The sequence below is a fragment of the Rhizocola hellebori genome, from assembly GCF_016862955.1.
Lineage (GTDB): Bacteria > Actinomycetota > Actinomycetes > Mycobacteriales > Micromonosporaceae > Rhizocola > Rhizocola hellebori.
The window spans coordinates 435,262-459,465 of record NZ_BONY01000001.1 but is presented as its reverse complement, the minus strand read 5'-3'; the positions used below and the strand labels follow the sequence as shown (position 1 = coordinate 459,465).

At 64.6% G+C, this 24,204-nt stretch carries 19 protein-coding genes; 13 read left to right on the top strand and 6 right to left on the bottom strand.

The annotated features are described in order from the left end of the window. Positions 1 to 1,306 precede the first annotated feature (1,306 nt). Entirely contained in the window at positions 1,307 to 1,432 is a 126-nt protein-coding gene (locus Rhe02_RS50445; protein WP_275411028.1) for a hypothetical protein, read from the bottom strand. A 183-nt stretch (positions 1,433 to 1,615) separates the two neighbouring features. Between Rhe02_RS50445 and Rhe02_RS01910 the strand changes: the two genes are divergently transcribed. Both Rhe02_RS01910 and Rhe02_RS01905 read left to right on the top strand, forming a co-directional pair. Then, positions 1,616 to 2,368 carry a matrixin family metalloprotease gene (locus tag Rhe02_RS01910; RefSeq protein WP_203906218.1) on the top strand — a complete coding sequence of 251 codons (753 nt, stop codon included), beginning with the start codon at positions 1,616 to 1,618 and terminating at the stop codon, positions 2,366 to 2,368. A 468-nt stretch (positions 2,369 to 2,836) separates the two neighbouring features. Then, the gene (locus Rhe02_RS01905; protein ID WP_203906217.1) at positions 2,837 to 3,229 is read left to right on the top strand and encodes a hypothetical protein; all 393 of its coding nucleotides are present in this window, start codon (positions 2,837 to 2,839) and stop codon (positions 3,227 to 3,229) included. 1,683 nt (positions 3,230 to 4,912) lie between these two features. Here the strand turns inward: Rhe02_RS01905 and Rhe02_RS01900 are convergent. Further along, a complete protein-coding gene (locus tag Rhe02_RS01900; protein ID WP_239123220.1) occupies positions 4,913 to 6,568 on the bottom strand; it encodes a glycoside hydrolase family 30 beta sandwich domain-containing protein in 1,656 nt (551 codons plus the stop codon). A 1,133-nt stretch (positions 6,569 to 7,701) separates the two neighbouring features. Between Rhe02_RS01900 and Rhe02_RS01895 the strand changes: the two genes are divergently transcribed. Then, on the top strand, positions 7,702 to 9,045 hold the full coding sequence (locus Rhe02_RS01895) for a glycoside hydrolase family 10 protein (RefSeq protein WP_203906216.1): 1,344 nt from the start codon (positions 7,702 to 7,704) through the stop codon (positions 9,043 to 9,045). A gap of 17 nt (positions 9,046 to 9,062) precedes the next feature. Here the strand turns inward: Rhe02_RS01895 and Rhe02_RS01890 are convergent, their stop codons facing one another. Beyond that, positions 9,063 to 9,374: a hypothetical protein gene (locus Rhe02_RS01890; protein ID WP_203906269.1), complete on the bottom strand. Its 312-nt coding sequence runs from the start codon at positions 9,372 to 9,374 to the stop codon at positions 9,063 to 9,065. Between Rhe02_RS01890 and Rhe02_RS01885 the strand changes: the two genes are divergently transcribed. The 3 genes from Rhe02_RS01885 to Rhe02_RS01875 all read left to right on the top strand — a co-directional run bounded on the left by Rhe02_RS01885 (position 9,367) and on the right by Rhe02_RS01875 (position 13,104). After that, positions 9,367 to 10,302, top strand: a complete 936-nt coding sequence (locus Rhe02_RS01885; RefSeq protein WP_239123219.1) for a LacI family DNA-binding transcriptional regulator — start codon at positions 9,367 to 9,369, stop codon at positions 10,300 to 10,302. The two genes, Rhe02_RS01890 and Rhe02_RS01885, sit on opposite strands and share 8 nt — an antisense overlap. A gap of 595 nt (positions 10,303 to 10,897) precedes the next feature. Further along, on the top strand, positions 10,898 to 11,911 hold the full coding sequence (locus tag Rhe02_RS01880) for a GDSL-type esterase/lipase family protein (RefSeq protein ID WP_203906215.1): 1,014 nt from the start codon (positions 10,898 to 10,900) through the stop codon (positions 11,909 to 11,911). A gap of 125 nt (positions 11,912 to 12,036) precedes the next feature. Next, positions 12,037 to 13,104, top strand: coding sequence for a glucuronyl esterase domain-containing protein (locus Rhe02_RS01875; RefSeq protein WP_239123215.1), 1,068 nt, complete (start codon positions 12,037 to 12,039; stop codon positions 13,102 to 13,104). Here the strand turns inward: Rhe02_RS01875 and Rhe02_RS01870 are convergent. Further along, on the bottom strand, positions 13,011 to 13,886 hold the full coding sequence (locus Rhe02_RS01870) for a helix-turn-helix transcriptional regulator (RefSeq protein ID WP_203906214.1): 876 nt from the start codon (positions 13,884 to 13,886) through the stop codon (positions 13,011 to 13,013). The two genes, Rhe02_RS01875 and Rhe02_RS01870, sit on opposite strands and share 94 nt — an antisense overlap. 182 nt (positions 13,887 to 14,068) lie before the next feature. Here Rhe02_RS01870 and Rhe02_RS49570 point away from each other — a divergent pair, with 182 nt between their 5' ends. The 4 genes from Rhe02_RS49570 (at position 14,069) to Rhe02_RS01850 (ending at position 16,789) form a co-directional block, all read left to right on the top strand. After that, on the top strand, positions 14,069 to 14,347 hold the full coding sequence (locus tag Rhe02_RS49570) for a hypothetical protein (protein ID WP_239123213.1): 279 nt from the start codon (positions 14,069 to 14,071) through the stop codon (positions 14,345 to 14,347). Between the two features lie 14 nt (positions 14,348 to 14,361). Then, positions 14,362 to 15,219, top strand: coding sequence for an aldo/keto reductase (locus tag Rhe02_RS01860; protein WP_203906213.1), 858 nt, complete (start codon positions 14,362 to 14,364; stop codon positions 15,217 to 15,219). Between the two features lie 31 nt (positions 15,220 to 15,250). After that, positions 15,251 to 15,628: a DUF2255 family protein gene (locus tag Rhe02_RS01855; RefSeq protein ID WP_203906212.1), complete on the top strand. Its 378-nt coding sequence runs from the start codon at positions 15,251 to 15,253 to the stop codon at positions 15,626 to 15,628. Positions 15,629 to 15,760: 132 nt separating this feature from the next. Further along, a complete protein-coding gene (locus tag Rhe02_RS01850; RefSeq protein ID WP_203906265.1) occupies positions 15,761 to 16,789 on the top strand; it encodes an aldo/keto reductase in 1,029 nt (342 codons plus the stop codon). Positions 16,790 to 16,907: 118 nt separating this feature from the next. On the opposite strand, the gene Rhe02_RS01845 is transcribed toward Rhe02_RS01850, so the two are convergent. Next, positions 16,908 to 17,813 carry a dienelactone hydrolase family protein gene (locus Rhe02_RS01845; protein ID WP_203906211.1) on the bottom strand — a complete coding sequence of 302 codons (906 nt, stop codon included), beginning with the start codon at positions 17,811 to 17,813 and terminating at the stop codon, positions 16,908 to 16,910. Positions 17,814 to 18,383: 570 nt separating this feature from the next. Continuing rightward, positions 18,384 to 19,418: a LacI family DNA-binding transcriptional regulator gene (locus Rhe02_RS01840; protein ID WP_203906210.1), complete on the bottom strand. Its 1,035-nt coding sequence runs from the start codon at positions 19,416 to 19,418 to the stop codon at positions 18,384 to 18,386. Between the two features lie 296 nt (positions 19,419 to 19,714). Here Rhe02_RS01840 and Rhe02_RS01835 point away from each other — a divergent pair, with 296 nt between their 5' ends. Genes Rhe02_RS01835 through Rhe02_RS01825 form a run of 3 tightly spaced genes read left to right on the top strand, consistent with a single transcriptional unit; the run spans position 19,715 to position 24,203 of the window. Further along, positions 19,715 to 20,656 carry a carbohydrate ABC transporter permease gene (locus tag Rhe02_RS01835; RefSeq protein WP_239123211.1) on the top strand — a complete coding sequence of 314 codons (942 nt, stop codon included), beginning with the start codon at positions 19,715 to 19,717 and terminating at the stop codon, positions 20,654 to 20,656. After that, positions 20,653 to 21,474, top strand: a complete 822-nt coding sequence (locus Rhe02_RS01830) for a carbohydrate ABC transporter permease (protein WP_239123209.1) — start codon at positions 20,653 to 20,655, stop codon at positions 21,472 to 21,474. Before Rhe02_RS01835 ends, Rhe02_RS01830 begins: the two co-directional genes overlap by 4 nt. Further along, positions 21,471 to 24,203, top strand: a complete 2,733-nt coding sequence (locus Rhe02_RS01825) for an alpha-L-rhamnosidase (RefSeq protein ID WP_203906208.1) — start codon at positions 21,471 to 21,473, stop codon at positions 24,201 to 24,203. The genes Rhe02_RS01830 and Rhe02_RS01825 overlap by 4 nt, the downstream gene beginning before the upstream one ends. Position 24,204: the final 1 nt, after the last annotated feature.

The following is a 24,204-nucleotide window of genomic DNA, read 5'->3' as shown; positions in this document are numbered from 1 at the left end:
GCGGCTCGCTACGATCGCGCGGCTCGCTACGATCGCGCGGCTCGCTACGATCGCGCGGCTCGCTACGATCGCGCGGCTCGCTACGATCGCGTTCACTGTCAGGTGCCGGTTGCCTGGGTGACAAGACCAAAAGGCGCACCGGAGAGATCTGTCGACGCCCAACGGCGACGCCGACCGATGACAGTGACAAGTTCGCAAGCGCACCGATGCCGGCGCTCAGCTGTCCGGTCACGCCGCCGGAATGCGTCTCAGATCAGATCGAACAAGGCGAGGAATCCGTAGACAGCTAGGCCTAAGAACCCAAGAGCTGCAGCTGCTATGAGCAGGCCGCACCCGACCCCGGCCAGCACGCTCCACCATCTTGGTGGTGCGCCGGCTCAGGCCCGGCGAGAGGCGTCCGATCGGCGGTGTCTGACCGTGCGCGGTCCAGCAAGTCTTGGAAGCGGCGACTTGCCTTTGGCCCCAACCGGTGGGGCTCGTAAATCGGGTTCTGGTTATGCGGCCTGCGTGTATTCGTTGATCAGCCCGCCGAGAATCGGGCGTTGTCGAACTCGTGCTGTGGCGAGGTCGACTACCTGCGACGGTGGGTTCGGTTGTTGCTGGCCGACCGGGCCGTGTATGCGGATAGATCCAGTGCCGTGCGATCAGCTGCCGGTGCCAGCGCAACAGTGTCGCCGGGGTGACAAAGAACGTCGACCACTGCGGTCGGGGAAGCAGGCGCGATAGCGCAGCCAGCACCACCGATCCTCAGGCTGCAAATCAGGGCGGCCTACCTGCCGACGAAGCACCGCCACCTGATGACGCAACACCAGCAATTCCACGTCCTTGGCGCCGCCGTCGTGAGCGAGCCGCGTGAGCGTCTGAAGGATCTGCCGCAGGACCATGTACACCAACGAGGCCGACATGCCCCGCATCGTCACCGCCTACACGCCCAGGACCACGCACGAAACCGCACGTCGCGGCAAACGAATCGGGGTTTACGAGCCCCACAAGCTCAAGCAGACTCATGTTCGACGCCGGGATGCACCCGACAGAGCTGGCCGCCCTGCTCGTAGTCTCCACCAAGTCCGGCTACCAGTGGTGCCGCACGTGGAAGAGCGCAGGCACGCGGGCATTAGCGTCCAAAGTCCACCAGCCCCGGCACGCACACTGGCTCAGGCTCAAGTGCAACACCTGGAGGCCGCGCTGAACAACGGCGCGGTCGCTTCCGCGCCTGGATGTCAGGGTAACGAACTGCTGGGGCAAAACGAAATCGCCGCCCGGCCCGGGGTCTCCCGGAGGGGCGGCGTCAGTCGCGGGAATGCGTCTAGATACGCCGCCAGGCCGGGTGGTAAATCCCGTTGCCGGACAGAATGGGTCGGGCCGCGACACTCAGCACCGAGCAGCCGCACAGCAACAGCTGTTGCGGTTCTATGCTCGTCTGCTCAAACATCACGAATCTCCTTGAAGTGAAACGGCTGAGCACCACGGTAAGGGGCGAACGCGACCGCTTGGCAACGGAATCAATTTCGAATGTGTGCCAGATCGCAGGCCGGCCGCATATCAAAAACATAGAAGACATATATCGATCTTCGGCATGGTGTGAGGCGCCCACCACCTACCGGAAGGAGTTCAGATGTCACGAAGAACCCGTCTGATGACCTTGCTGATGCCGTTGTGTCTCATCGTTTCAGGCGCCCTCGCCGGCCAGTCCTATGCCGCCCAGTCGGTCACCGCCGTCTACTACTCTCAAGGACATGCCATCACAGTGGTGACGAAGTCCGACGGGACCAGCCACGTCTTCGTCGCCACGCTGGCCGACGGCGCCAAAACCCCGCCCGCGGCCGGCAGCGGCGCGGTCATCATGGAGCCGGTCGAATGCTCGATCGGGGGCGCCTACGCCCATGGCCAACTCTGCGGTGTCAACCGTGTGCGCTGGTCGGGCTGGCACCCGACCATCTATTTCATCGACTACACCGGAGCGGATTGGCCGGTTTACGAAGCTGCGGTCGTGTGGAACCAGTCGACCGCGCTCAACGTCGGCTACCGAGGACCTTGGGCATGCCCCGGCCCAGGCTACAACTGTGTTGATGTGAACGCCTTGAACTACTACGACGATTGCGGCCCGTCGGCGCCGCCCAACACCTGGGTTGGGTGCACCGACTACACCATCAGCGGGTTGACCATCGTCGACGCGAATATCAGGATCGACACCGGCTTCACCAGCAACCTCGCCAACAACCAGAAGGTTACCTGTCACGAGATGGGCCATGCTCTGGGCCTGGACCACAATGTGTGGAACGACAGCTGCCTCTACTACGCTCCGAGGATGAGCACCACCGTCAACCCCAACTGGGGCGACTTTGCGATGCTGGAAGACATTTACTGACACCCCAGGCGGTCAGGCCTGCTGCGTCGCAGCAGGCCTGACCTGTGTGCGCTGTAGGACACTTACGTGACACGTGAGACGGGGCAGTGGTTAAGCGGCCAGGGTCCGCTCGCCACGGTGCTGCTTTCCGATTCCGTGCACACATACGACGCGCACCACAGCCTCCAAGCGTCGGTTATCCGCATCCGGTACCGACGTCGTTGGACAAATACTCTAACGCACATTCGAGCTTTTCTGGAACCTCATCCTCCGTGCCCTCGCTGGCATCAGGTCTCCGCCGGTCACCTCAAGAACGCCGCATCATGCCCAGTCCTCGCAGGACAAACAACAAAACGTTCCTTGGAGGTTTCCGATGACTAAGGAAGGCAGCGCCATCAACACCCTGTGGGGCTCGTAAATCCGATTCGTTTGCCGCGACATGCGGTTTTGTGCGCGGTCCAGCGCATCTAGGCGGTGACCATGCAGGGCATGTCGGCCTCGTTGGCGTACATGGTCCTGCGGCAGATCTTTCAGATGCTCACCCAGCTCGCCCGCGACGGCGGCGCCAAGGAGGTCGAACTGCTCGTGTTGCGGCATCAGGTGGCGGTGCTGCGCCGGCAGGTTCACCGCCCCGATCTGCAACCAGCCGACCGGTTGGTGCCGGCTGCGTTGTCGCGTCTGCTGCCCCGACCACAGTGGCCAGCGTTCTTCGTCACCCCCGCCACGCTGCTGCGCTGGCACCGGAATTTGATCGCCCAATATTGGACCTATCCCCACGCACGTCCCGGCAGGCCACCGATCGACCGGGAACTGCGCTCGCTGGTGCTGCGACTAGCATCGGAGAACCCGACTGGGGCCATCGCCGCGTGCAGGGTGGGCTGAACCGTCTGGGCTACCAGATCGCGGCGAGCACGGTCTGGAAGATCCTGCACCAGGCCGGGATCGACCCGGTGCCCCGCCGCAGCGGACTCCTTTGCATCGTTGCGGCCGTCAGCGCAATCACGCTAGCCCGGCGCGATGAATGGATCAAACCGAGGCGCGGCCCTCCCCGTGCTCAACCCGGCTGCGTTGTCGAGACTGCGGCGACGGTCATTCGCTCACAAACTACCTGGCGGTCCGCAGGGATTCTGCCTGCCAACGAGTAGCTCGTCCTTTCGAGAGACGTAGGGTTGAAATGGGTCGATAAAATGCCTGCAGCGAAAGGAGCCCGGGCACATGATCACCAGCGATTAGCGAGATAGCGGCGTGGGTTGGGCTAGCCGTCCTCGGCGGGCTGCTCGGCAATGTCGCGACAGACCTAGTCAAGTTCCTCTTTAGAAGGATGTTCACGCGAGACCGACAGCTACGGAGGCGCGGACACGCTGAGTGAGTGGTCGCCGTGCGGCGATCCGGCTACGGACCCTTGCCCGCACGCCCTCGAACACGTACCAATGCCCAACGCTCGTCCTCGTTGAGCTTGGCTTCGAGGACCCTTGTTTGCTCAGGATGTCACGTCATGGTGATGTTGAGGCTGTGGCAGACGGCAGCCTCGTCGTCTGGCTTGGCGTGCTGGATGGCGGCGCGGGTCTGTTCTGGGCGCCGAACAGTGTTTCAAGATCGCCGATCGTGAGCTTGTAGCCTGGCTCGGCTTCGCCGGCGGAGGTGGTTGGCCTGGGGCGTATTCATTGGGGTACTGGCAGCGGTAGTGGCTGGCCGTGGTGAGTTTGCATTTTGCGCACCGCGGCCTGCCCCCGCAGAGGTCAACTCGCGGTGTCTGGCGTGGACACCTTTACTCGGCCGTTTATGATGGATGGCGACCTCGGTAAATGGTACTGAGCACGTCGCTGAACCTAGTTTTAGCTGGGGGTCAAGGGGTCGCAGGTTCAAATCCTGTCATCCCGACAGCGAGAGGGTTTCCGCAGGTCAGAACCATGCGGAGGCCCTCTTTTCGCGTTTGGTGATCTTGCCGAGGTCGAGCATGCCGTTGCTGGACTCCTTGACTCGGTGAGGTGACCCGATGCCGTTGCTGGACATCGACAAGATGGCGAAAGGACTGTCGCGGAGCTGGGCCGGTTTCCTGCGCGACTGGGACCGCCATCTGCGCGCCGGTTGAGGATCGGGGAGCGGATCTAGCCGGCACGCAGACAGTTTCTGGCCGGGGCATGTGTTCCGGCCAGAACTACTTTCTTTCGGCGTCGTGCCTGGACCGACTTTCGGCCAATGCCAGCATGTAGGCCTGGAGGGCGTGTGCGGCACGCTGTTGGCCTACCGGATCGGGCAGCACGCGTTGCGGATCTACTTGTTGTTCGAACCGGTCGCATAGCCAGTACCGACACCGCCGCAAGCGAAGCCAGCAGGACGACGGCAAGGCATAACGAGCGAATCTTTTCTGTCTATGCGAACACAAACGTGTTGTCCTGCTTGCGGAATGAGAAAGGATCGCAAGGTGCAGGGGTAAGTCCGCTCCCTGTAAGGACGGTGACTCGGTGAAGTAGGCCATGACATAGGCGGTGCCGCAGCTGTAGCGGGGCCGGTGGCGGGGTGGAGGCTGCCTCCATTGCCCACCACCGGCTCAGACCGCGTTGCCTAGGTGGCAGTGCAGGATTGGGTTTGTGGTCGGGTGAAGTTGCCGTTGGCCAGAGTGGTGATGCCGAACACGTTGCCGTTACCGTTGGGCCGCAGGGTAATGGTGGTCCCGTTCACGGTGGCGGTAGCGTTCCAGGCGGAGGAGAACCGTTGCACCGACGCCAAGGTGAGCACGACCGTCCAATTGTTCGTGCCGGTGACTGTGACCTCGGTGTTGAACCGGTCGGCCCATCTGGTCCCGTCCCGCATGGTGACGGTGCAGTTGCCACCAGGCGACGGACTTGCTGACGGACTGGCTGACGGGGACGGCGAGGCGGTCGGGGCGGTGCCCTGGGTGATGGTGATGGTGGAGATGCTGCGCGCGGGGATGTTGACGGTCGCCTGGCCGCTGCCGAGGGTCACCGGTTGTGCTGCGGCGCCGAGGTTTTGCGAGGTGGCGATGTATTGTGCGCTCGCGATGTTCTGGGGCGTCTGGATGACGGCGTTGCTGATCGCGCTGTTCGAGCGGTTGAGGATCACGAGCGTGATCTTGTCCCTGCCCTGGTAGGCGGTTACCTCAAGGGGAGAGGTTCGCGAGCTCTTCGTCAGGGCCACGCGCCGGTCGCCGGGGCGAACATATTTGGCGTACTGCGAGAATGCCTGGCCGCGGCGCAGGACCGCGCCTTTGGTTGTCCCGAACTGTGTGTCGCCGTCACCGATGAACGAGTAGAAGCGGCGGCCGTACCACCAGATGTAGGCGCTCCAGTTGGCTTCCATCGACCTGTGTACGGTGCGCATGATGTCGTCGAGGGTCTCGTTCCAGACCGTCTGGTTGCTGGGGTTGCCCCAGATGTTGGAGCCGGCGCCGTCGGCGGCGTGCAGGTTCCATTCGGTCATCCACTGGTTCTTGCCGTTCTGTGCTGCCAGCGGGTAGGCAGACAGGTTTCCGCTGTTCTCGGCGTCGTAAAGGTGGCCGCCGACGTAGCCGATATTGTTGCGAGCGGTGGCGTCCTGCAGCGTGGGGTCGGTGTAAGCGCGGTTGAACCTGAGAGATTCGCCGACCAGCAGCCTGGTGTTCTGGACGTTGGCTCCCTGGCTGCGAACCCAGTCGCGCATCTCGGTGCCGGTCCAGTCCATCGAGTCGTAGTTCGGGTGCCAGTCCGGCTCATTTTGCACCGAGGTGACGTCGATCGTCACACCCTGTTGACGCATGAACTGGACATAGCTGTTGAGGTGCGCGGCGTAGTCGTCGTAAAAGTCGGTGCGCAGTTTGCCGCCGTCGGTGCGGCTGTTGTTCGTTTTGAAGCTGGCGGGAGCAGTCCAGGGCGAGGCGAGGATCTTGACGTCGGAGCTGGTGGATTTGGCCGTTCTCAGGCTATCGGCGTACAGGCTCCACTCGCTGGACACCGGCGAGATGACGGTGCGGACGATGGACAGGCCGAGCTGTCCTTCGCCCGTGCCGACGAGCGTCTGGGTCTCGCTGGTGGTCCACGGGCTGCCGGAGCCGTTGAAGATTGGGGTCGCGGCTCCGAAGCCGTCGATCGTCTGGAATGTCGTGGCGGTGTTGACGGTGATGTCGGGCGTCGCGGCCTGTAGGGGCAAGGCCGTAAGCGCGCTGGCTGCCATGGTGACCACGGCGACCGCTGTGGCCGTTAAGAAAATCCGGGACTTCTTCACATTGACTCCCTTGCGGATGATGTCCTAGGCATCGAGAGGTTTCGCCCCAGAGAATCCCGATAGGCATAGAGCGCCTAGTCTTCGCTGGTGCGACCATTCCTCGGCGGCCCGATCGGTGAGGGACCACGGCTCAGGCTCCGAGACGCAACGTCTGTGCAGCCGATTTCAGGCAAGTTCGCTGGAGGTCATGGCACTGCGAATCGAGATCGCATAACGGGTGGCTGCTCTGGATCCAGTCGATGGATCTGAACCGCCACCGTGCACGCTGCGACTCAACGGCAGGCACAGTGAGGCCAAGCCAACATGCAGAACCGATCCAGGCTGCCCGGCGCCCACGACGATCGGCTCGTAGAAACAGTTCCAAGTATTGATCGAAACCTTTCATGGCGCAAGCCCCGGATCGCATGGGAATGGTGGGTTGGCGTGGCATGAGCGCGGCGGGTGTCGTGAGCAGACCAACAGATCTATTTCCCAAGCAGGGATGACGCCGCAGGTCCTCAAGGTGGCAGCACCCCAGAGCGCCCGGATCGACGCAGGGACATCGGGCAGACCAGTCATGACCGATGGACGACGAGCTTCTGGTTGACAATGAGGTGCGGGCCTGGCGGCCAGCGTCCACGCCACGGCGCGGCTGGTCGCAGTCGTATGTGCAGATCTGTCGCGGTTGGGAGAGAGGCACCCGTTGACCATGGAAGCGGTGCCGCTCGGCGCTGAATATGGGCCGCTCGGCGCATCGCCCCTGTCCTGCATTGAAATATTTCGCTATAAACAAGAAACCGTTTCATCGCGATCAAATTCTTCACCCGCACCTCTTTCATCTCGCGGGTGGCCAGCGCGAGGCAGCGCGTTCGGCCATCGGAATAGTCAACGCTCACATGGCCTTTCGGCTCGCTCCTTCGTGCCGGGCGCGGATGGGGTCCAACCGTCCACGGGCGACAGCCGCTCCAGACTGCCGTGGCTGGCTGCACCTACTTCGTAGGGGTGCAGATCGGTCGATAGCAGTGCGGCGAGATGGCGATCGCCTTCGGCCGGGAGCTCGAGAGGCGTCGCGGCTGGGCTCCCGCTTGCCCGCGACATCCCTACCCACGGGTTTGTCATGCGTCCGATTTCGCGAACTGCGAAAGGTACCCAAAATGAAAAACCGAAAAATCGTGCAGCGTTCCGCGTTGCTTACCCTGATTGCCGCGGTCCTGACCGCGGGCACCGCGTTCATTTTGAGCGGCTCAGCCAGCGCCGGCACGACCCTCGGTGCTTCGGCCGCTGAACGCGGCCGTTATTTCGGCACAGCTGTTGCGGCGAGCAAGCTCGGCGACTCTGTCTATGTGTCCATCCTGAACCGCGAGTTCAACATGGTCACGGCTGAGAACGAGATGAAATGGGACGCCACCGAACCGTCCCAGAACAACTTCACCTACGCCAACGGTGACCGCATCGCCAACCAGGCACGGGGCAACGGATCGCGGATCCGCGGTCACGCGCTCACCTGGCACAATCAGCAGCCGACCTGGGCGCAAAACATGAGCGGCAGCGCGCTTCGCTCGGCGATGGTCAATCACATCACCAACGTTGCCACGCATTACCGTGGCCAGATCTTCTCCTGGGATGTGGTCAACGAGGCCTTCGCCGACGGCACGGGCGGCGGCAGGCGCGATTCCAACTTGCAGCGCACCGGCAACGACTGGATCGAGGTGGCGTTCCGGACCGCCCGCGCGGCCGACCCGGGCGCCAAGCTGTGCTACAACGACTACAACACCGACGGGGTCAACCCGAAGTCCACCGCGATATTCAATATGGTGCAGGACTTCAAGAACCGTGGGGTCCCCATCGACTGCGTGGGATTCCAATCGCACCTTACCAATTCGGTGCCCGGTGACTATCAGGCCAACCTGCAGCGCTTTGCCAACCTCGGTGTCGATGTGCAGATCACCGAGCTGGACATCTCCGGAGCCAACCAGGCCGCCGTCTACGGCACCGTTACCCGGGCCTGCCTTGCCGTTGCCCGGTGCAACGGCATCACCGTGTGGGGCATCCGTGACAGCGACTCGTGGCGCACCGGCCAAAACCCGTTGCTGTTCGATAACTCCGGCAACAAGAAGGCCGCCTACAACACCACGCTCAGCGCGCTCAACACCGGACCCACGCTGAGCCCGTCACCGCCATCCTCGCAATCACCATCGCCGAGTGTGTCGCCGTCGTCTCCGCCGCCGGGCGGCTCCTGTACTACGACGTTGCGTGATGGTACGAGGTGGGCTGACCGGTTCAACACTGAGATAACGGTTAGCGGGGCGGCGAACTGGACGGTGGTGGTGGCTTTGACGCCGCCGCAACGGTTCTCTTCGGCGTGGAATGCCACTGCGAGTGTGAGCGGGAATCTGGTGACGTTGCGGTTCAACGGTAACGGCAATGTGTTTGGTATTACGACGCTGGCCAGCGGCAACTTCACCCGGCCGCAGGTCCGTTCCTGTACCGCGACCTGACGACCCATCGGCGCACATCACTTCATAGGCATTGCTCGATCTGCCGGGCGGCCATTGGGCAGCGGCCGCCGGCAGATCGCGAGAATGCCATGACGACGGGCCTCACGATGCTGGACGACGGTGTCGGCGAGCACACCAGCATGATGGGCGGCGTAGTGCGTGTCAGCACTGGTGGTGTGGATCCCGTTCTGGTGGTCGTCGTAGACTGCCCGCGTGACGGGGACGATCCCGAGCGGTCCGAGCCGTGGCAGCCGCAAAGATGAACCGACGATGGCCGAGATCGCCCGTCTGGCGGGGGTATCGACGCCGACGGTATCGCGCGTGCTCAACGGCCGATCCGGCGTGGCCTCGGAGACCCGGCGGCAGGTGGAGGCGGTGCTTCGCGAGCATGGTTACCGTCGGCCGAACGGGGCGGCGCCGGTACCCAGCGTCGAGGTGGTGTTCCACGGATTGGGAAGCCACCTGACCGTCTCGATCCTGCGGGGCGTGGAGGAAGTCGTCCGTAAGCAGGAGCTCGTGGTCGGTTTCACCGAGGTGCGCAGCCGGGCAGCCACGGAGCGCCCATGGGCCGAGCAGCTGCTGACGCGCCGCCCGGTCGGGGTGATCGCAGTGCACTCCTATTTCACCTCGCAGGAACACGCCCTGCTCACGGCCAGCGGTATCCCGCTGGTGGCGCTTGACCCGTCTGAGATGCCGCCGGACACGGTCCCATCGGTGGGTTCCACTAACTGGAACGGTGGGGTTGCGGCCACCCGGCACCTGCTGGAACTTGGTCATCGACGGATCGCTCTCATCGGCGGATCGGCTAGGTCCCTGGTTGCGCGGGCAAGGCTGGATGCCTGCCGAGCGGCGATGGATGCGGCGAGTGCGCCGCTCGATGAGCGGTTGATCCGCACGGGACATTTCCTTTTCGAGGACGGTCTGGAATTGGGGCGTGATCTGCTCAACGTGGCAGCGCCGCCGACTGCCGTCATCTGTGGCAACGACCTGCAGGCGCTCGGCGTCTATGAGGCGGCGAGAGAAGCTGGCCTGAATATCCCGGGCGATCTGAGTGTGGTCGGCTTCGACGACCTGGACTTCACCCCCTGGTGTGGTCCGCCGCTGACCACGGTGCGCCAGCCGTTCGAGGAGATGGGGGCGGCCGCTGCCAGGATGGTCCTCACGCTGGCCACGGGCGAAGCCCCGGACCAGACGCGGGTGGAGCTGCCGACCACGCTCATAGTGCGTGGCAGCACCGCCCCACCCGCCCACCGCTGAGACCGTGTCTAACCGCGCCTGCAAACATTTCACATTTTCAGTACGAATGAGGGCGCGCGCCAGCCGCATGACGGTGCACTAAAACGCCCAAATGGGCCTGCTGCCCAAGATCGGGTGCTCCGAAACTTTCAGCCACTGTACTGATCAAGTAGCCGTGGTGGCCGCTGGTTGTGACGCGCGGTGACGGCAACCTGTTGCATGCATATAACGCTCTCTCCCAAGGCAATGCGCGTTCTGGAAAGACCGGTTGCCCGTACATGGATTGGCTCAGACCGATCGCTCAGGGGCATTGAACTTTCGGAAAACTTCCGGTACATATGTCTGATAGAAATGTTTCGAAATTAGCCTGTAACGCTTTCGGCACGCGGCAAAGGCACCGATGTCCGTCTGGGCGGTGGAGGCAGCCGCCCCATCACGGGTCGGCCCGCTCCGCCTGAGCGCATCGTGGCCCGCTCGCCGTACACGTTTTCGACACGTCTGCAATCAGGCGACGAAAGCCGGCTGATCACGCACCAAACCGCAGAGCCATCGCACGAACTTCGGCAACCATCGCCAGCCGCACCACGCATCTGCCATTGATTCGGAAGGAAGCTTCATGACGAAACACAAACGCCTGCTGGCCTCCGTAGCAGCCGCGACGGCGTTGATCGCCGCGGTGCTCTTCGCGACCAGCGCCGCCAACGCCGAATCCAACGGCGGCGTAAGAGTAATGCCATTGGGCGACTCCATCACCGACGGCCTCACCGTGCCCGGCGGATACCGCATCGGGTTGTGGCAACGACTCGTATCCGGGGGCCGCACCGTCGACTTCGTCGGGTCGCTGTTCAACGGACCGGCCAGCCTCGGCGACCACGACCATGAAGGCCACTCCGGCTGGCGCATCGACCAGATCGACGCCAACATCTCCAACTGGCTGAGCGCCAGGACTCCGCGGACCATCCTGTTGCACATCGGCACCAACGACATGATCCAGAACCCCACCAACGCCCCGGCTCGCCTGGCCACCCTGCTCGACCACATCATCGCGCAGGCACCCAACACCGAACTGTTCGTGGCGACCATCATCCCGCTGTCGGGTCAGGACGCCCGAGTCCGAGCCTTCAACACCGGGCTGATCAACGCCGTACAGGCCAGGGCCAACGCCGGCAAGCGGGTGCATCTGGTCGACATGTTCAACGCGCTGACCACCGCCGACCTGGCTGACGGAGTGCACCCCAATTCCGGCGGCTACAACAAGATGGCCACCGTTTGGTTCAACGCGCTGCAGTCGGTGCCGGGCAGCCTCGACCCACCCGTCACCCCTTCACCCACCGCCGTTCCGCCGTCGTCTCCGCCGCCGGGCGGCAGCTGCACGACGACGTTGCGGGATGGCACGAGGTGGGCTGACCGGTTCAACACCGAGATCACTGTCAGCGGCGCCACCAACTGGACAGTCGTGGTCGCTTTGACGCCACCGCAACGGTTCTCCTCGGCGTGGAACGCCAGCGCGAGCGTCAGCGGGAATCTGGTGACGTTGCGGTTCAACGGAAACGGCAACGTGTTCGGCATTACGACGCTTGCCAGCGGCAACTTCACCCGCCCACAGGTCCGTTCCTGTACCGCGACATAGGCACCGCCAATCCATCCCAGTGATGGGCCGTGGAGGCAGCCACCCCATCGCCAGTCCCGAAGCGGGAGCCCGCCGCATCCCTTGCTGCACCTACCTTGCACTACTTACCTCGAAGGAGAGCCCTAGTGTCCATCAGCTTGGGCCGTTTTCAGATCCGTTCGACGGTTGTCGCGCTGACAGTCGCGGCACTCACGGTTGCTGGAGCGGTAACAGTATTGGCAAGAACCACATCCGCCGCCGCGGAAAGTGTTGCGGCCGCGCCTGTCGAAGACGAGGGCGCTGACTGCGCGGTCACCCTCCCCGGCTCATTGACCTCCGACTCCAGGCTTCCCGACCCGTTCACGAGACTGAACGGCACGCGCATCACGACCAAGGCCGATTGGCGCTGCCGGCGTGCGGAAATCAGCGAACTGGCGCAGCGATATGTCTACGGTGACAAACCCGCAAAGCCCACATCGGTTACCGGTACGGTCTCCGGCACCAACATCACGGTGAACGTCAATCACAACGGAAGAAGCGCCAGCTTCTCGGCCAGCGTTCAGTTGCCCAGCGGCACCGGGCCCTTCCCGGCCGTCGTCGTCGTGGGCGGATTCGGAGCCGACACCGCGACCATCAGGGCTGCCGGAGCCGCTGTCATCAGCTACGACCCGCTCGCGGTTGGCCGAGAAGGCACACCGCGAAACAACAAGCAAGGTGCCTTCTACACCATCTACGGCAACACCAGCAGTACAGGATTGCTGGCCGCCTGGGCCTGGGGCGTCAGCCGGATCATCGATGTCATCGAGCAGTCCGGCGGCAGCATTCTCAAGGCCGATGCCATGGGCGTCACCGGCTGTTCGCGGTACGGAAAGAGCGCCTTCGCGATCGGCGTGTTCGATCAGCGGATCGCTTTGACCATGCCCATCGAGTCCGGCAGCGCCGGCGCACCCATCTTCCGTGGAATCCCCGGCGAAACGGGCTCTCAGCCGCTAAGCAGCGCCTACAACGAGCAGCCGTGGCTGGGCGACGCGTTCAGCCAGTTCACCGGCAACCCGAACACGGTGGTGGCGACTGGTTTCAGTTCCACAGCATCTCCTTTGCGTCGTATGTGGACAGTCCGCTATTTCTCGACGCGTTCGACGGGGTTTGGCGTGGTCCAGCTGGCTAGGAGGTTGAGTGCCTCCAGGGACGGGGTGCCGGGTTCGGCGGTGTAGGCGTTGAGTCGTAGGCCGGCATCGGCGGTCAGTTCCATGGATTCGTAGGTGAGGGTGAGGTCGCCGACCTCGGGGTGGTGCAGGCGTTTGACGCCGGTGCGATGCAGCCGCACATTGTGGGCGGCCCATGAGGTGCGGAACCGGTCGCTGCGGGTGGAAAGTTCGCCGATCAGGTCGGTCAATGCCCGGTCGTAGGGGTCGCGTCCGGCTTCGCCGCGTAGCAGCGCGACGGTGTCGGCGGTGAGTTGTTCCCAGTCGAGGTAGAAGTCGGGGGCGGCTGGGTCGAGGAAGATGAATCGGGCGATGTTGGGTGTGCGGCCGGGATGGGCGAACAGGGGGGAGAAAACGGCTCGGCCGAGGTGGTTGGCGGCCAGGATGTCCAGGTGCCCGTTGCGCACGTAGGCCGGTGCGGTGATCATGGCGTCGAGGATGCGCTGCACCCCCGGTCGGACTTGCTGTTTGGCCGGTCGGCGGCGGGCGCGGGTGGCGGTGCCGGCGTTGACGGCGCGGATCAGGTCGAAAAGGTGCTCACGCTCCGCTTCATCGAGCTGCAGGGCGCGGGCGAGGGCTTCCAGGACGCCGTCGGAGACGCCACCTGCGTTGCCGCGTTCCAAGCGGGTGTAGTAGTCGACGCTCATCCCGGCCAGCAGGGCGACCTCTTCGCGGCGCAGGCCGGGCACGCGCCGGTGGCCGGTGCCGTACTGGGGTAGTCCTGCCTGTCCAGGGGTGATTTTGGCGCGGCGGGAGGTGAGGAAGTCGCCGATCTCGTTACGCCTGTCCATGCACCTGACGCTACGTGCTCGACGGCCCGGGTGAGGGGTACTAGCGGTACCTGGAAGACCAGGCACTGCCACCGCGAGCGCGCAGCGGATTAGCTGGATCCAAGGCGGGTAACCCGAAAAGATCCCGCCGCCGTATACCGGCCAGGTCTACTACACGTGAACAGACAATCGGAGAGGTCTTCATGCGCGCCACCATGATGTACGCCGCCGGAGACGTGCGGGTCGAGATCGTGCCCGGCCCCGTGCTGGCTGAGCCGACCGATGCGATCGTGCGGGTGGTGCGTACCTGCATCTGCGGCTCGGACCTGCATCCCTACATCGACCAGCTGCTGCCCGGCATCCTCGACGGCAGCACCAACCCAGGCAAGGTGTTCGACCGCACGGTCAGCCTCGACCAGATACCCAACGGATATCTGGCGATGGACCGCCGGGAAGCCCTCAAAGTCCTCGTTACGCCATGAGTGAAGGAAACGTCATGAGTACGCAGAATCGTTCGGTCACCCTGAACAACGGTGTGCAGATGCCCATTCTGGGCTTCGGTGTGTTCCAGGTGCCCGGTGAGCAGACCGAGCAGGTCGTCGCTGACGCGCTGGCGGCCGGGTACCGGGCTATCGACACGGCCGCCTCCTACGGCAACGAGGAAGCGGTCGGCCGGGCGATCGCCGCCAGCGGCATCGCGAGGGAGGACCTGTTCGTCACGACGAAGATGTGGATTCAGCACACCGGCGAGGACACCGCCAAACGCGAATTCGAGAAGTCGTTGCGGCACTTGGGGTTGGACTATGTGGACCTGTATCTGATCCATCAGCCGCTGGGGGACTACTACAGCTCGTGGCGGGCGATGCAGAAGATATACGGCGAGGGCTGGGTCAAAGCGATCGGGGTGTCGAACTTTTACCCGGACCGGCTCGTCGACCTCATCACGCACAACGACATCGTCCCAGCGGTCAACCAGATTGAAACCCACCCGTTCTTCCAGCGCACCGCCGACCAGCAGCTCATGGCCGAGTACGGGGTGCAGATCGAGTCGTGGGGCCCGTTCGCCGAGGGAAAGAACGACCTGTTCACCAACCCGGCCCTGACCGGCATCGGCGCCGCACACGGCAAATCGGTGGCGCAGGTGGTCCTGCGATGGCTGATCCAGCGCGATGTCGTGGTGATCCCGAAGTCGGTAAAGCCCGAACGGATGGCCCAGAACTTGGACGTGTTCGACTTCGCGCTCACCGATGACGAGATGGCGCGCATTGCCGCCCTCGACACCGGCACCTCACTGTTTTTCGACCACCGCGACCCGCAGATGGTCAAGTGGCTCGGCGGACGACGCGTCGACTGACGGCCTCCGCTCCCGGGAAGGAACGCACGACATGAGCATGTGGAAAGCGGAAGACCTCGACCGGATCGGCAAGGCAGAAGAGTTGCAGCTTGCCTCCCAGCGTGACGACGGAACAATGCGGCCATACGTCACGATGTGGGTGGTCCGCGCCGGGGACGATTTATATGTGCGATCGGCCCACGGGCCTGGCAACCCTTGGTACCGCAGGGCAAAGGCCAGTGGCGTCGGGCGGATCCGGGCCGGCGGCGTGGAACGAGACGTCGCCTTCGCCGGCGCCACCGAAGACGCTCACGCTGATATCGACGTGGCCTACCACGCCAAGTACGACCGTTACGGGCCAGCCATCGTCGGCACAGTGGTGGGCGCCGATGCCGCGCCGGTCACCATCCGCCTCATGCCTGCCTCATGAGAGGAAGCGTTGTGGCACCTAACGAACAGGCCCGTAAGAATCACGACGAACTCATCGACGAAACACTGGCTGCATCGGGCGGCGGCAATAAGACAAGCTAACCCGCGCCACACCAAGCAAGGAGACCCCGTGATGCAAAGCCGACCGCTGGGACGCACCGGCGTCATGGTCAGCAACCTGTGCCTGGGCACCATGATGTTCGGGGACTGGGGCACCAAGGACCACGACGACAGCATCAAAATCATTCACCGAGCCCTCGACGCCGGGATCAACTTCGTCGACACCGCAGACGTCTACTCTCAAGGCGAGTCGGAAGTCATCGTTGGCAAGGCGCTCAAAGGGCGGCGCGACAATATCGTACTCGCGACAAAATTCTTTATGCCCTTTGATGATGACCCGAATCACCGCGGCGCATCACGGCGCTGGATCATTCAAGCGGCCGACAACTCGTTGCGGCGCCTGGGCACCGACTACATCGACCTGTACCAGATGCACCGCTGGGATCCCGCCGTGGATCTCGACGAAACCCTTGGCGCGCTTACCGATCTGGTGCGCGCAGGTAAGGTGCGATACATCGGCCACTCCACCTTTCCCGCATCCACCATTGTGGACGCACAGTGGATCGCCCGTGACCGCGGCCGCGAGCGGTTCGTCACCGAACAGCCCACCTACTCGATCCTCACCCGCGGCATCGAGAACGAAGTGCTGCCCGTCTGCCAGCGCTACGGCATGGGCGTGCTGTCCTACAGCCCGCTGGCCGGCGGCTGGCTGTCCGGCCGCTACCGCAAAGACGCCGACCAGACCGGGCCCACGTCTGTGGCACGGCAACGCTTGGCCAACCGCTTCGACCTTTCGCTGCCGGAGAACCAGCGCAAACTCGACGCCGCCGACGCCCTGGCCGCACTCGCCGCCGACGCTGACCTGAGCCTGATCGAGCTGGCGATCGCCTTCGTCTTGCGCCACCCGGCTGTCACCTCGGCGATCATCGGCCCACGCACCATGGAACACCTCGAATCCCAGCTGACCGTCGCCGACATCACGCTCACCGACGACGTCCTGGACCGTGTCGACCAGATCGCCGCGCCCGGGATCACCATCAACCCGGCCGACAACGGCTGGACAAGTCCGTACCTGCAACCAGCCGCCCGACGCCGCAACTAACCATTGTTCGGAGTGCCGATGCCCGATGTGCAGCGTTAAAGCTGCACCGCGCGATCGCGAAGTGACATGGAGGACACCCTGAACCAGTGGTTCAGGGTGTCAGGCAGAGTTGTTTATGTCAGATGAGCGGGCAGCTGTTGCGGTACTGCGAGATGCCCGACATGTTGGACAGCGGGCAGAGGAACTGGCTGAAACGGGTATCGTTGTCGATAAATATCTTGAACCAGGGGATCATGGTACGGGCGAGGTTGGTGCTCGGCTGGCCGATGTAGTTGTGGCCGGCGCCGGTGATCTGGATGTAGCCGCGCTCGGTGGTGGCGGGAATGGTGTTGTACATAGTGGTCAGGCGCGATGGTGGTACCAGCGTGTCGTTCTGCATGGCATAGATGAGGGTCGGAACCCGGTCAGTGGAAAGGTTTCCTGACGGCAGGTAGGGAGCGTTGCCGATCGCGGCTTGCAGGGAGGGACGCCGCAGGGCCGCGTCGAGGGCGCCGCCGCCGCCCATGGAGTGTCCGGCCACCGCCAGCCGGGTGGCGTCGACTCGGGTGCGCACTGAACTGCGCTGGGTCAGGTAGTCCAGCGCCGCGAGCAGCTGGGTTCCACGGCTGGTGGGGCTGTCGTTGAGGTTGTTGGTTTCGATTCCGAACACGACGAAGCCCTGCGAGGCCAGCCTGGGGCCTAGCCATGCGATGCCGGGCCACGTGCCGTTGAGGCCGGGGGAGATGGCGATCGCGCCGAAGGTGCCCTGGCTCGTGTCGGTCGGGTAGTAGATCACGCCGCCGCCGAAGCCGTTGCCGCGGGCCACGCTGACCGAGGCGATGGCGAACGGTCCGGTGGTTGCCGCGATGCTTGCGGCCGTAGGATTTGGGCCTCGCTGATACGGGTTGTCGGCGGCGAGTGCAGGCTGCGGTGCCGCCATGCCGGCGACCAGCCCGAGGACGACAGCGGTCCCGGCTACAGCCTTGCGGGCGAGCCAGGCTCGCGCCGGCCGGCTGGCCAGCGCTGTGCTCTCGTGTTGCGACATAAGGGTTCCTCCTAGGTGGGTGTGGCGAGGGATGCCACGGGGACGAATCGACGGCAGGGCGCCGCACCGGCGGGTGCGCGCGGTGCGGCGACCGTCGTGACAAGGGATCGATGCTGGCTGGGTGACACGGCGGAGCTCGTGGCAAGCTGTATCGATTCATTTATGTGCCGGTTTCGATCGAGGTTCGGGTGGGGCAGGACGCGACGAAGGGCGGGCTCCATAGGCAAAGCGATTCATCAAATCCAAGCGGCGCAGCGACTCTCAGGCTGTCGAGGACGGCCCACGCCTACTATTGCGCCGCTCGCGCGATTTGAATCGATTCATAAACGCCTATGTGATGACACTAGGACAACGCATGGGGATCGGTCAATAGCCACGTTTCTCGTGAGCGGCCAGTGCGGAGGCGCGCACGCGATCCATTGGACGAAGCGCGATGGGACCATTGCCAAGGCGTGCATGCGATCCACTGGATGCGGCGCGATGGGCCGGAGGCGTCCGCGCCGCCTCGCCCCTGGGCGCGGTCACTGCCGAGGAAACGAATCTCCCGCCGTTTGCGAGGTGGCGGCTGCTTTAGGGCGGAGGAGCGGTGCTTCGGCGCACCACGAGGGTGGGGGAGAGCTTGATCTGGGCCGAGGGCTTGTTGCGCTCGGCGATGCGGTCCAGCAGCAGCCGGGCGGCGTTGACGCCTATCTGGTGGCCCGCTTGGTCGACGGTGGTCAGTGAGATCGGGCCGAAGGAGGCGAAGGTGGTGTTGTCGTAGCCGGCCACTGAGATGTCGCCAGGCACCGACAGGCCCGCTTCGGCGAGTGCTTCGAGCACGCCCATGGCCACGATGTCGGCGCCGGCAAAGATGGCCGTGGGACGTTGGCCGCGGGCCAAGAGTTGTTGCGCGCCGCGGTAGCCGCCCGCCTGGGTGTAGGTGGTGGAGACAATGTTGATTTCGTCGGCGAGGTCATTGGCCAGCATCGCCCGCCGATAGCCTTCGGCCCTTATAGCGTTCGGCATTTCAGCGATGCGGGCAGGGTCGGTTTCGAGGTGCTCGATGTGGGCGATGCGGCGATGCCCAAGCCCGGCGAGGTGATCGACGATTAGTGCGGCCCCGGTGAGGTCGTCGTCGGCGACCGTGTCGTAGAAGGCGGATTGCCCATGGCGGCCGATGACCACGGTCGGCACCGTTCTGGCGACGTGTTCCAGGTGCGATCGTGACGAGATGGGCGCGATCAGCACCAGGCCGTCCATGCTGCGGTCGATCATCGCTTCGGTGACCCGGGCTTCGGCCGCCTCGCCGTTGCAGCCAGCTCCGTGCAGCACCTGGTAGTTGGTGCCCTCAAGAAACTCTTCCATCCCGTCGAGGATGTCGGGGAAGAACGGGTTGCGGATGTCGGGCAGCATCACGCCGATGGTGTAGGTCTGGCCGCGCATGCCCCGGGCCGCCGCGTGCGGGCGGTAGCCCAGCTCGGCGATGGCCTTGCGCACCTTCGCCTGCATCGCGGGGCTGGCCCCGTAGGCATTGTTCAATACCTTGGACACGGCCGTGGTGGAGACCTCGGCGTGCCGAGCGACATCCACGATGGTGATCCGTCGCGGAGCTGACGGCTGATCCATCCCATCACCTCGGGTTATCGGGGAACGTTGCCCAGAGTCTAGGGCGGTTGATGTTCGTTGCCCACCCCGGGGATCTTGCCTACCTCTTGACGCCGCTGACATGACCTCCTAGTGTCGGTCGAAACATTTTGGAAAACGTTCCCCATTGCAAATGTGCCTGGCTGGACGCCTGGCAGAGCGGCACTGCCCCCGGAGTCACGACGATCCGCCAAGCAGTGCGGGACCTGGTCGTACCGCGTTGGCATTGGCTCTGCGCGACCATGAACTGAAACGTTTCAATGAAAGTAGACCCGCCAGTGATAGACGCCCCGAACGTTCAGGCTCCTGATCCGGTTGCTCCCGATCCGATTGCCGTCACCCCCGGCCGCAGCCGGGTCAGCCCGCCGTGGTGGTTCGCGCTGCCAGCGATGGTGCTGTTCGCCTTCGTCGTCCTCGTGCCCAGCGCTAGGGGCGTGCACTACGCCTTCACCGACTGGGACGGTCTGGACCCGAACTACGCCTTCATCGGCCTGCGCAACTTCACCGACATGACCAGCGATCCCGATGCGATGCAGGCGATCTGGCACACCCTGCTGATCGCGGTGGCGATCACCATCATCCAGAACGGGTTCGGGCTGCTGCTGGCGCTCGGGGTGAACACCATCATCAAGTCACGCAATGTGCTGCGGGTGTTCCTTTTCGCCCCGGCGGTGGTGACCCCGATCGTGACCGCCTACCTGTGGCGCAACCTGCTCGGGCCGGAGGGCGCGGTCAACAGCCTGCTGGGGGCGGTGGGGCTCGACTCGTGGCGGCAGAACTGGCTCGGCGATCCGGAGCTGGCGCTGTGGTCGATCGTGGCGGTGATCGTGTGGCAGTTCGGCGGCTATTCGATGGTCATCTTCCTGGCCGGGCTGCAATCGGTACCCAAAGAAATTTATGAAGCGGCAGCCATTGACGGGGGCGGGCGGGTGCGGCGGTTCTGGTCGGTCACCCGGCCGCTGCTGGCTCCGGCGTTCACCATCAACCTGATGCTGTCGATCATCGGCGGTATCAAGCTTTTCGACCAGGTGTACGCGCTGACCGGGGGCGGGCCGGGGCACGCCACCGACACCATCTCGACGCTGATTTACAAGGACGCCTTCACGTTGGGGGAGTTCGGCTACAGCATCGCGCTCGCGGTGGTGCTCACCATCATCGTCGCGGTCGCCTCCACCGGGCAGTACTTCTTCCTGGCCCGCAACGAGAGGGCAGCGTCGTGAACCGCTATCGCTGGAGCACCTTCGGGCTGGAACTGGCCATGGTCGCGATAGCCGCAGTTATCGGCTTTCCGATTTACGTTCTGGTCAACCTGGCCCTGCGGGCGCCGTCGGACACGTCGTCGCCGATCCGGCCGACCACCTCGCCCACGTTCGACAACTTCGCGCAGGCGTGGCAGGAGGGCGGCCTGGGCGGTGCGCTACTCAACAGCATGCTGGTGACGGTCGGCAGCGTCATTGTCGTGCTGGCCATCTCGTCGCTGGCCGCTTACCCGCTGGCGCGGGCGACTGCCGCCTGGTCGCGCGGGATGTTCCTGCTGATCATGCTGGGGCTGGTGCTGCCTTTCCAGCTCGCGACCTTGCCGCTGTACCAGACGATGCGCGATCTGGGTCTGCTCGGCTCGGCATGGGCGCTGATCCTGTTCTACTCCGGCCTTCAGGTGCCGTTCACCGTCTTCCTCTACGTGGGATTCCTGCGTGCCCTGCCCCGCGACTTCGAGGACGCGGCGCTCATTGACGGGTGTACCTCGCTTGAGGCCTTCCGGTTCGTGGTGTTCCCGATGCTCAAACCGGTGACGGTGACAGCGTTGGTGCTCAACGCGGTTTCGGTCTGGAACGACTTCTTCACCCCGCTGCTGTATCTGAGCGGCAGCGCGCAGCAGACCATGCCGGTGGCGATCGCCGGGTTCGTCGGGCAGTACGTGTCGGACTGGAACCTCATCTTCGCCGCATTGGTGATCAGCATCGTGCCGATTCTGGCCATCTATTTCGCGTTGCAGCGCAGCATCATCAACGGTTTCGCCGGAGGACTGAAGGGATGACACACACCTTGGAACAGAACCTGCTTCGCCCTTACGGCTTGCAGACCGAGCAGAGGCATGAACCGTTGGGGGTGGGGGAGCATCACCCCCGGCTGTCCTGGAAGCTGCAAAGCGACCGGCGCGGCGCCGCGCAGAGCGCCTACAGAATCACTGCCGCGCAACGGGTCGCCGATCTGGACGACGCGACACGCCTGCTGTGGGACAGCGGCCGGCGTGAGTCCGGCGATGGGCTGCTCGTGCGGTGGGACGGCCCGGTGCTGCAGTCGGCCACGCGATACCACTGGCGCGTGGAGGTCTGGGACGAGACGGGAGCCGCAGCGGGCCAGGCGCAGAGCTGGTTCGAGACCGGTCTGCTGCGCCGCGACGATTGGACCGCGGTCTGGATCGGCCGTGACCCGGCGAGCCTGCCCCATGTCGACCCGCCGCAGGACCGCGAACCCGAAGAGGCCAACGGTTTTGAGGCACCGCCGTTGTACCTGCGCCGCGAGTTCGAATTGGCGCAGCCGCCGGTGCGGGCCCGGCTGTACGCGACAGCGCACGGCATCTATGAACCCCGGCTCAACGGCTCGCGCGTGGGCGACGCCGAGCTGGCGCCGGGTTGGACCGAGTACCAGCAAAGGCTTCAATACCAAACCTACGACGTCACCTCCCTGGTGCGGGAAGGGCGTAATGCGCTGGGCGCCATCGTCGCCGACGGCTGGTGGTGCGGGCATGTCGGCTTCGACCCGCGCCGCCCGGCGCAGCACTACGGTGAGTGCCCGGGATTTCTGGCCCAGCTCGTCATCGACTTCGCCGACGGCTCGCAGCGGGTGGTCGCCACCGACGGCGGCTGGGCTGAAAGTCCTGGAGCGATCAGGTCCGCCGATTTGCTGATGGGTCAGCACTTCGACGCGCGCGAGCATGTTGCCGGCTGGGACTCCCCCGGTGGCGGGGACGGCTTCCAGCCGGTGGCCGTGCTCGACACCGAACCCGGGCCGTTGGTGGCCGAGCCGGACCATCCGGTGCGCGTCACCCGTGATCTGCCGGCGATGCAGGTGAACCGGCGTGGGGCCGGGCGGTTCATCGTCGACTTTGGGCAGAATCTGGTCGGCCGGGTCAGGCTGACCGTGCGAGACGCTGCAGCTGGGCGACGGATCGTGTTGCGGCACGCCGAAATCCTCACCGATGGCGAGCTTTACCTGGACAACCTGCGCCGTGCCCGGGCCACCGATGTCTACACCGCCGGTGGCGAGCAGGTCGAGGTGTTCGAGCCGCAGTTCACCGTTCACGGCTTCCGGTACCTCGAAGTCGACAACTATCCCGGTGAGCTCGCCGGAACCGATGTGGTGGCCCGTGTCCTGCACAGCGACACACCGTGGACAGGGCATTTCGAGTGTTCCGACCAGATGGTCAACCAGCTGCAGTCCAACATTGCCTGGGGGCAGCGCGGCAACTTCGTGGCGGTGCCCACCGACTGCCCGCAGCGCGACGAGCGCCTCGGCTGGCTGGCCGACGCCCAGATATTCACCCCGACCGCGAGCCGCAATGCCGACGTGTCAGCGTTTTTCGCCCGCTGGATGCGCGATGTCGTCGACGGGCAGGACGCTGGCGGCGCGTTCCGTGATGTCGCCCCGGTCGTTTCGCTGAGCCGCGAGGCGGCGCCCGCGTGGGGCGACGGTGCCGTGATCATCCCCTGGCATCTGTGGCGCACGTATGGCGACAGGCGTGTGCTTGAGCGCTGTTTCGACGCGATGGCGGCCTGGGTCGCACATATCAAGCGGCACAACCCCGATCTGCGGTGGCGGCATCGCACCGGAAACTCCTACGGCGACTGGCTGCAGCTCGAGGTCACCACCCCGCGAGACCTGCTGTCGACGGCATACTTCGCCCGCAGCACGCAGATCGTCGCGCAAGCCGCCGAGGTGCTGGGCCGCCACGAACAGGCGGCACAACATCAGGCCCTGCACACGGCGATCCGCGCCGCATTCATCGAGTCCTACGTCGGTGACGACGGAACGGTCGAAGGCGGCACCCAGACCGGATATTTGCTGGCGCTGGCTTTCGGGCTCCTGCCGCAGGAACTGGTGCCGAAGGCGGTCGAACATCTGGCCGCCGACATCGAGAAACGGGGCAACAAACTCACCACCGGATTCGTCGGGGTGGCGCTGCTGTGCCCGGTCCTGGCCGACCACGGAAGGGCCGATCTGGCCTACGCCCTGCTGCACCAGACGGAGTTCCCTGGGTGGGGGTACTCGATCCGCCACGGTGCCACGACGATCTGGGAGCGCTGGGACGGCTGGACCGACCACAGCGGATTCCAATCGGCCACCATGAACTCCTTCAACCATTACAGCCTCGGCAGCGTCGGAGACTGGCTTTTCGGCCGGGTCGCCGGCATCGACCAGGCGTCCGGGTCGGTGGCCTATCGCGAGCTGCTGCTGCGGCCACTGCCCGGCGGCAAGCTGACTTGGGCCCGCGCAGAGCAGGAGACCGTGCGGGGGCAGGTCGCCTGCGGATGGTCGATCGCGGATGGCCGGATCACGGTGACGGTCACCGTGCCGCCCGGCAGCACAGCATCACTGGAGATCCCCACACCCGAGCCGGGCAGCGTGCGCGAAAGCGACGCGGTCGCGGCGGACCAGCCCGGGGTTCTCGGGGTCGAGGCGTCAGCCGCGGGGGCAATCCTGCGGCTGACGTCCGGCCGCTACACCCTCACCGCCGTCGCGCCTGGCGGCACCTTCACCGATTAGT

Bases quoted from the DNA above. Each gene is read 5' to 3' on its own strand.
- Rhe02_RS01870 (WP_203906214.1), bottom strand. From the start codon at position 13,886: ATGGACAGGCGTAACGAGATCGGCGACTTCCTCACCTCCCGCCGCGCC.
- Rhe02_RS01845 (WP_203906211.1), bottom strand. From the start codon at position 17,813: ATGTCGCAACACGAGAGCACAGCGCTGGCCAGCCGGCCGGCGCGAGCC.
- Rhe02_RS01910 (WP_203906218.1), top strand. From the start codon at position 1,616: ATGTCACGAAGAACCCGTCTGATGACCTTGCTGATGCCGTTGTGTCTC.
- Rhe02_RS01825 (WP_203906208.1), top strand. From the start codon at position 21,471: ATGACACACACCTTGGAACAGAACCTGCTTCGCCCTTACGGCTTGCAG.
- Rhe02_RS50445 (WP_275411028.1), bottom strand. From the start codon at position 1,432: ATGTTTGAGCAGACGAGCATAGAACCGCAACAGCTGTTGCTGTGCGGC.
- Rhe02_RS01855 (WP_203906212.1), top strand. From the start codon at position 15,251: ATGAGCATGTGGAAAGCGGAAGACCTCGACCGGATCGGCAAGGCAGAA.
- Rhe02_RS01905 (WP_203906217.1), top strand. From the start codon at position 2,837: ATGTCGGCCTCGTTGGCGTACATGGTCCTGCGGCAGATCTTTCAGATG.
- Rhe02_RS01895 (WP_203906216.1), top strand. From the start codon at position 7,702: ATGAAAAACCGAAAAATCGTGCAGCGTTCCGCGTTGCTTACCCTGATT.
- Rhe02_RS01860 (WP_203906213.1), top strand. From the start codon at position 14,362: ATGAGTACGCAGAATCGTTCGGTCACCCTGAACAACGGTGTGCAGATG.
- Rhe02_RS01850 (WP_203906265.1), top strand. From the start codon at position 15,761: ATGCAAAGCCGACCGCTGGGACGCACCGGCGTCATGGTCAGCAACCTG.
- Rhe02_RS01880 (WP_203906215.1), top strand. From the start codon at position 10,898: ATGACGAAACACAAACGCCTGCTGGCCTCCGTAGCAGCCGCGACGGCG.
- Rhe02_RS49570 (WP_239123213.1), top strand. From the start codon at position 14,069: ATGCGCGCCACCATGATGTACGCCGCCGGAGACGTGCGGGTCGAGATC.
- Rhe02_RS01840 (WP_203906210.1), bottom strand. From the start codon at position 19,418: ATGGATCAGCCGTCAGCTCCGCGACGGATCACCATCGTGGATGTCGCT.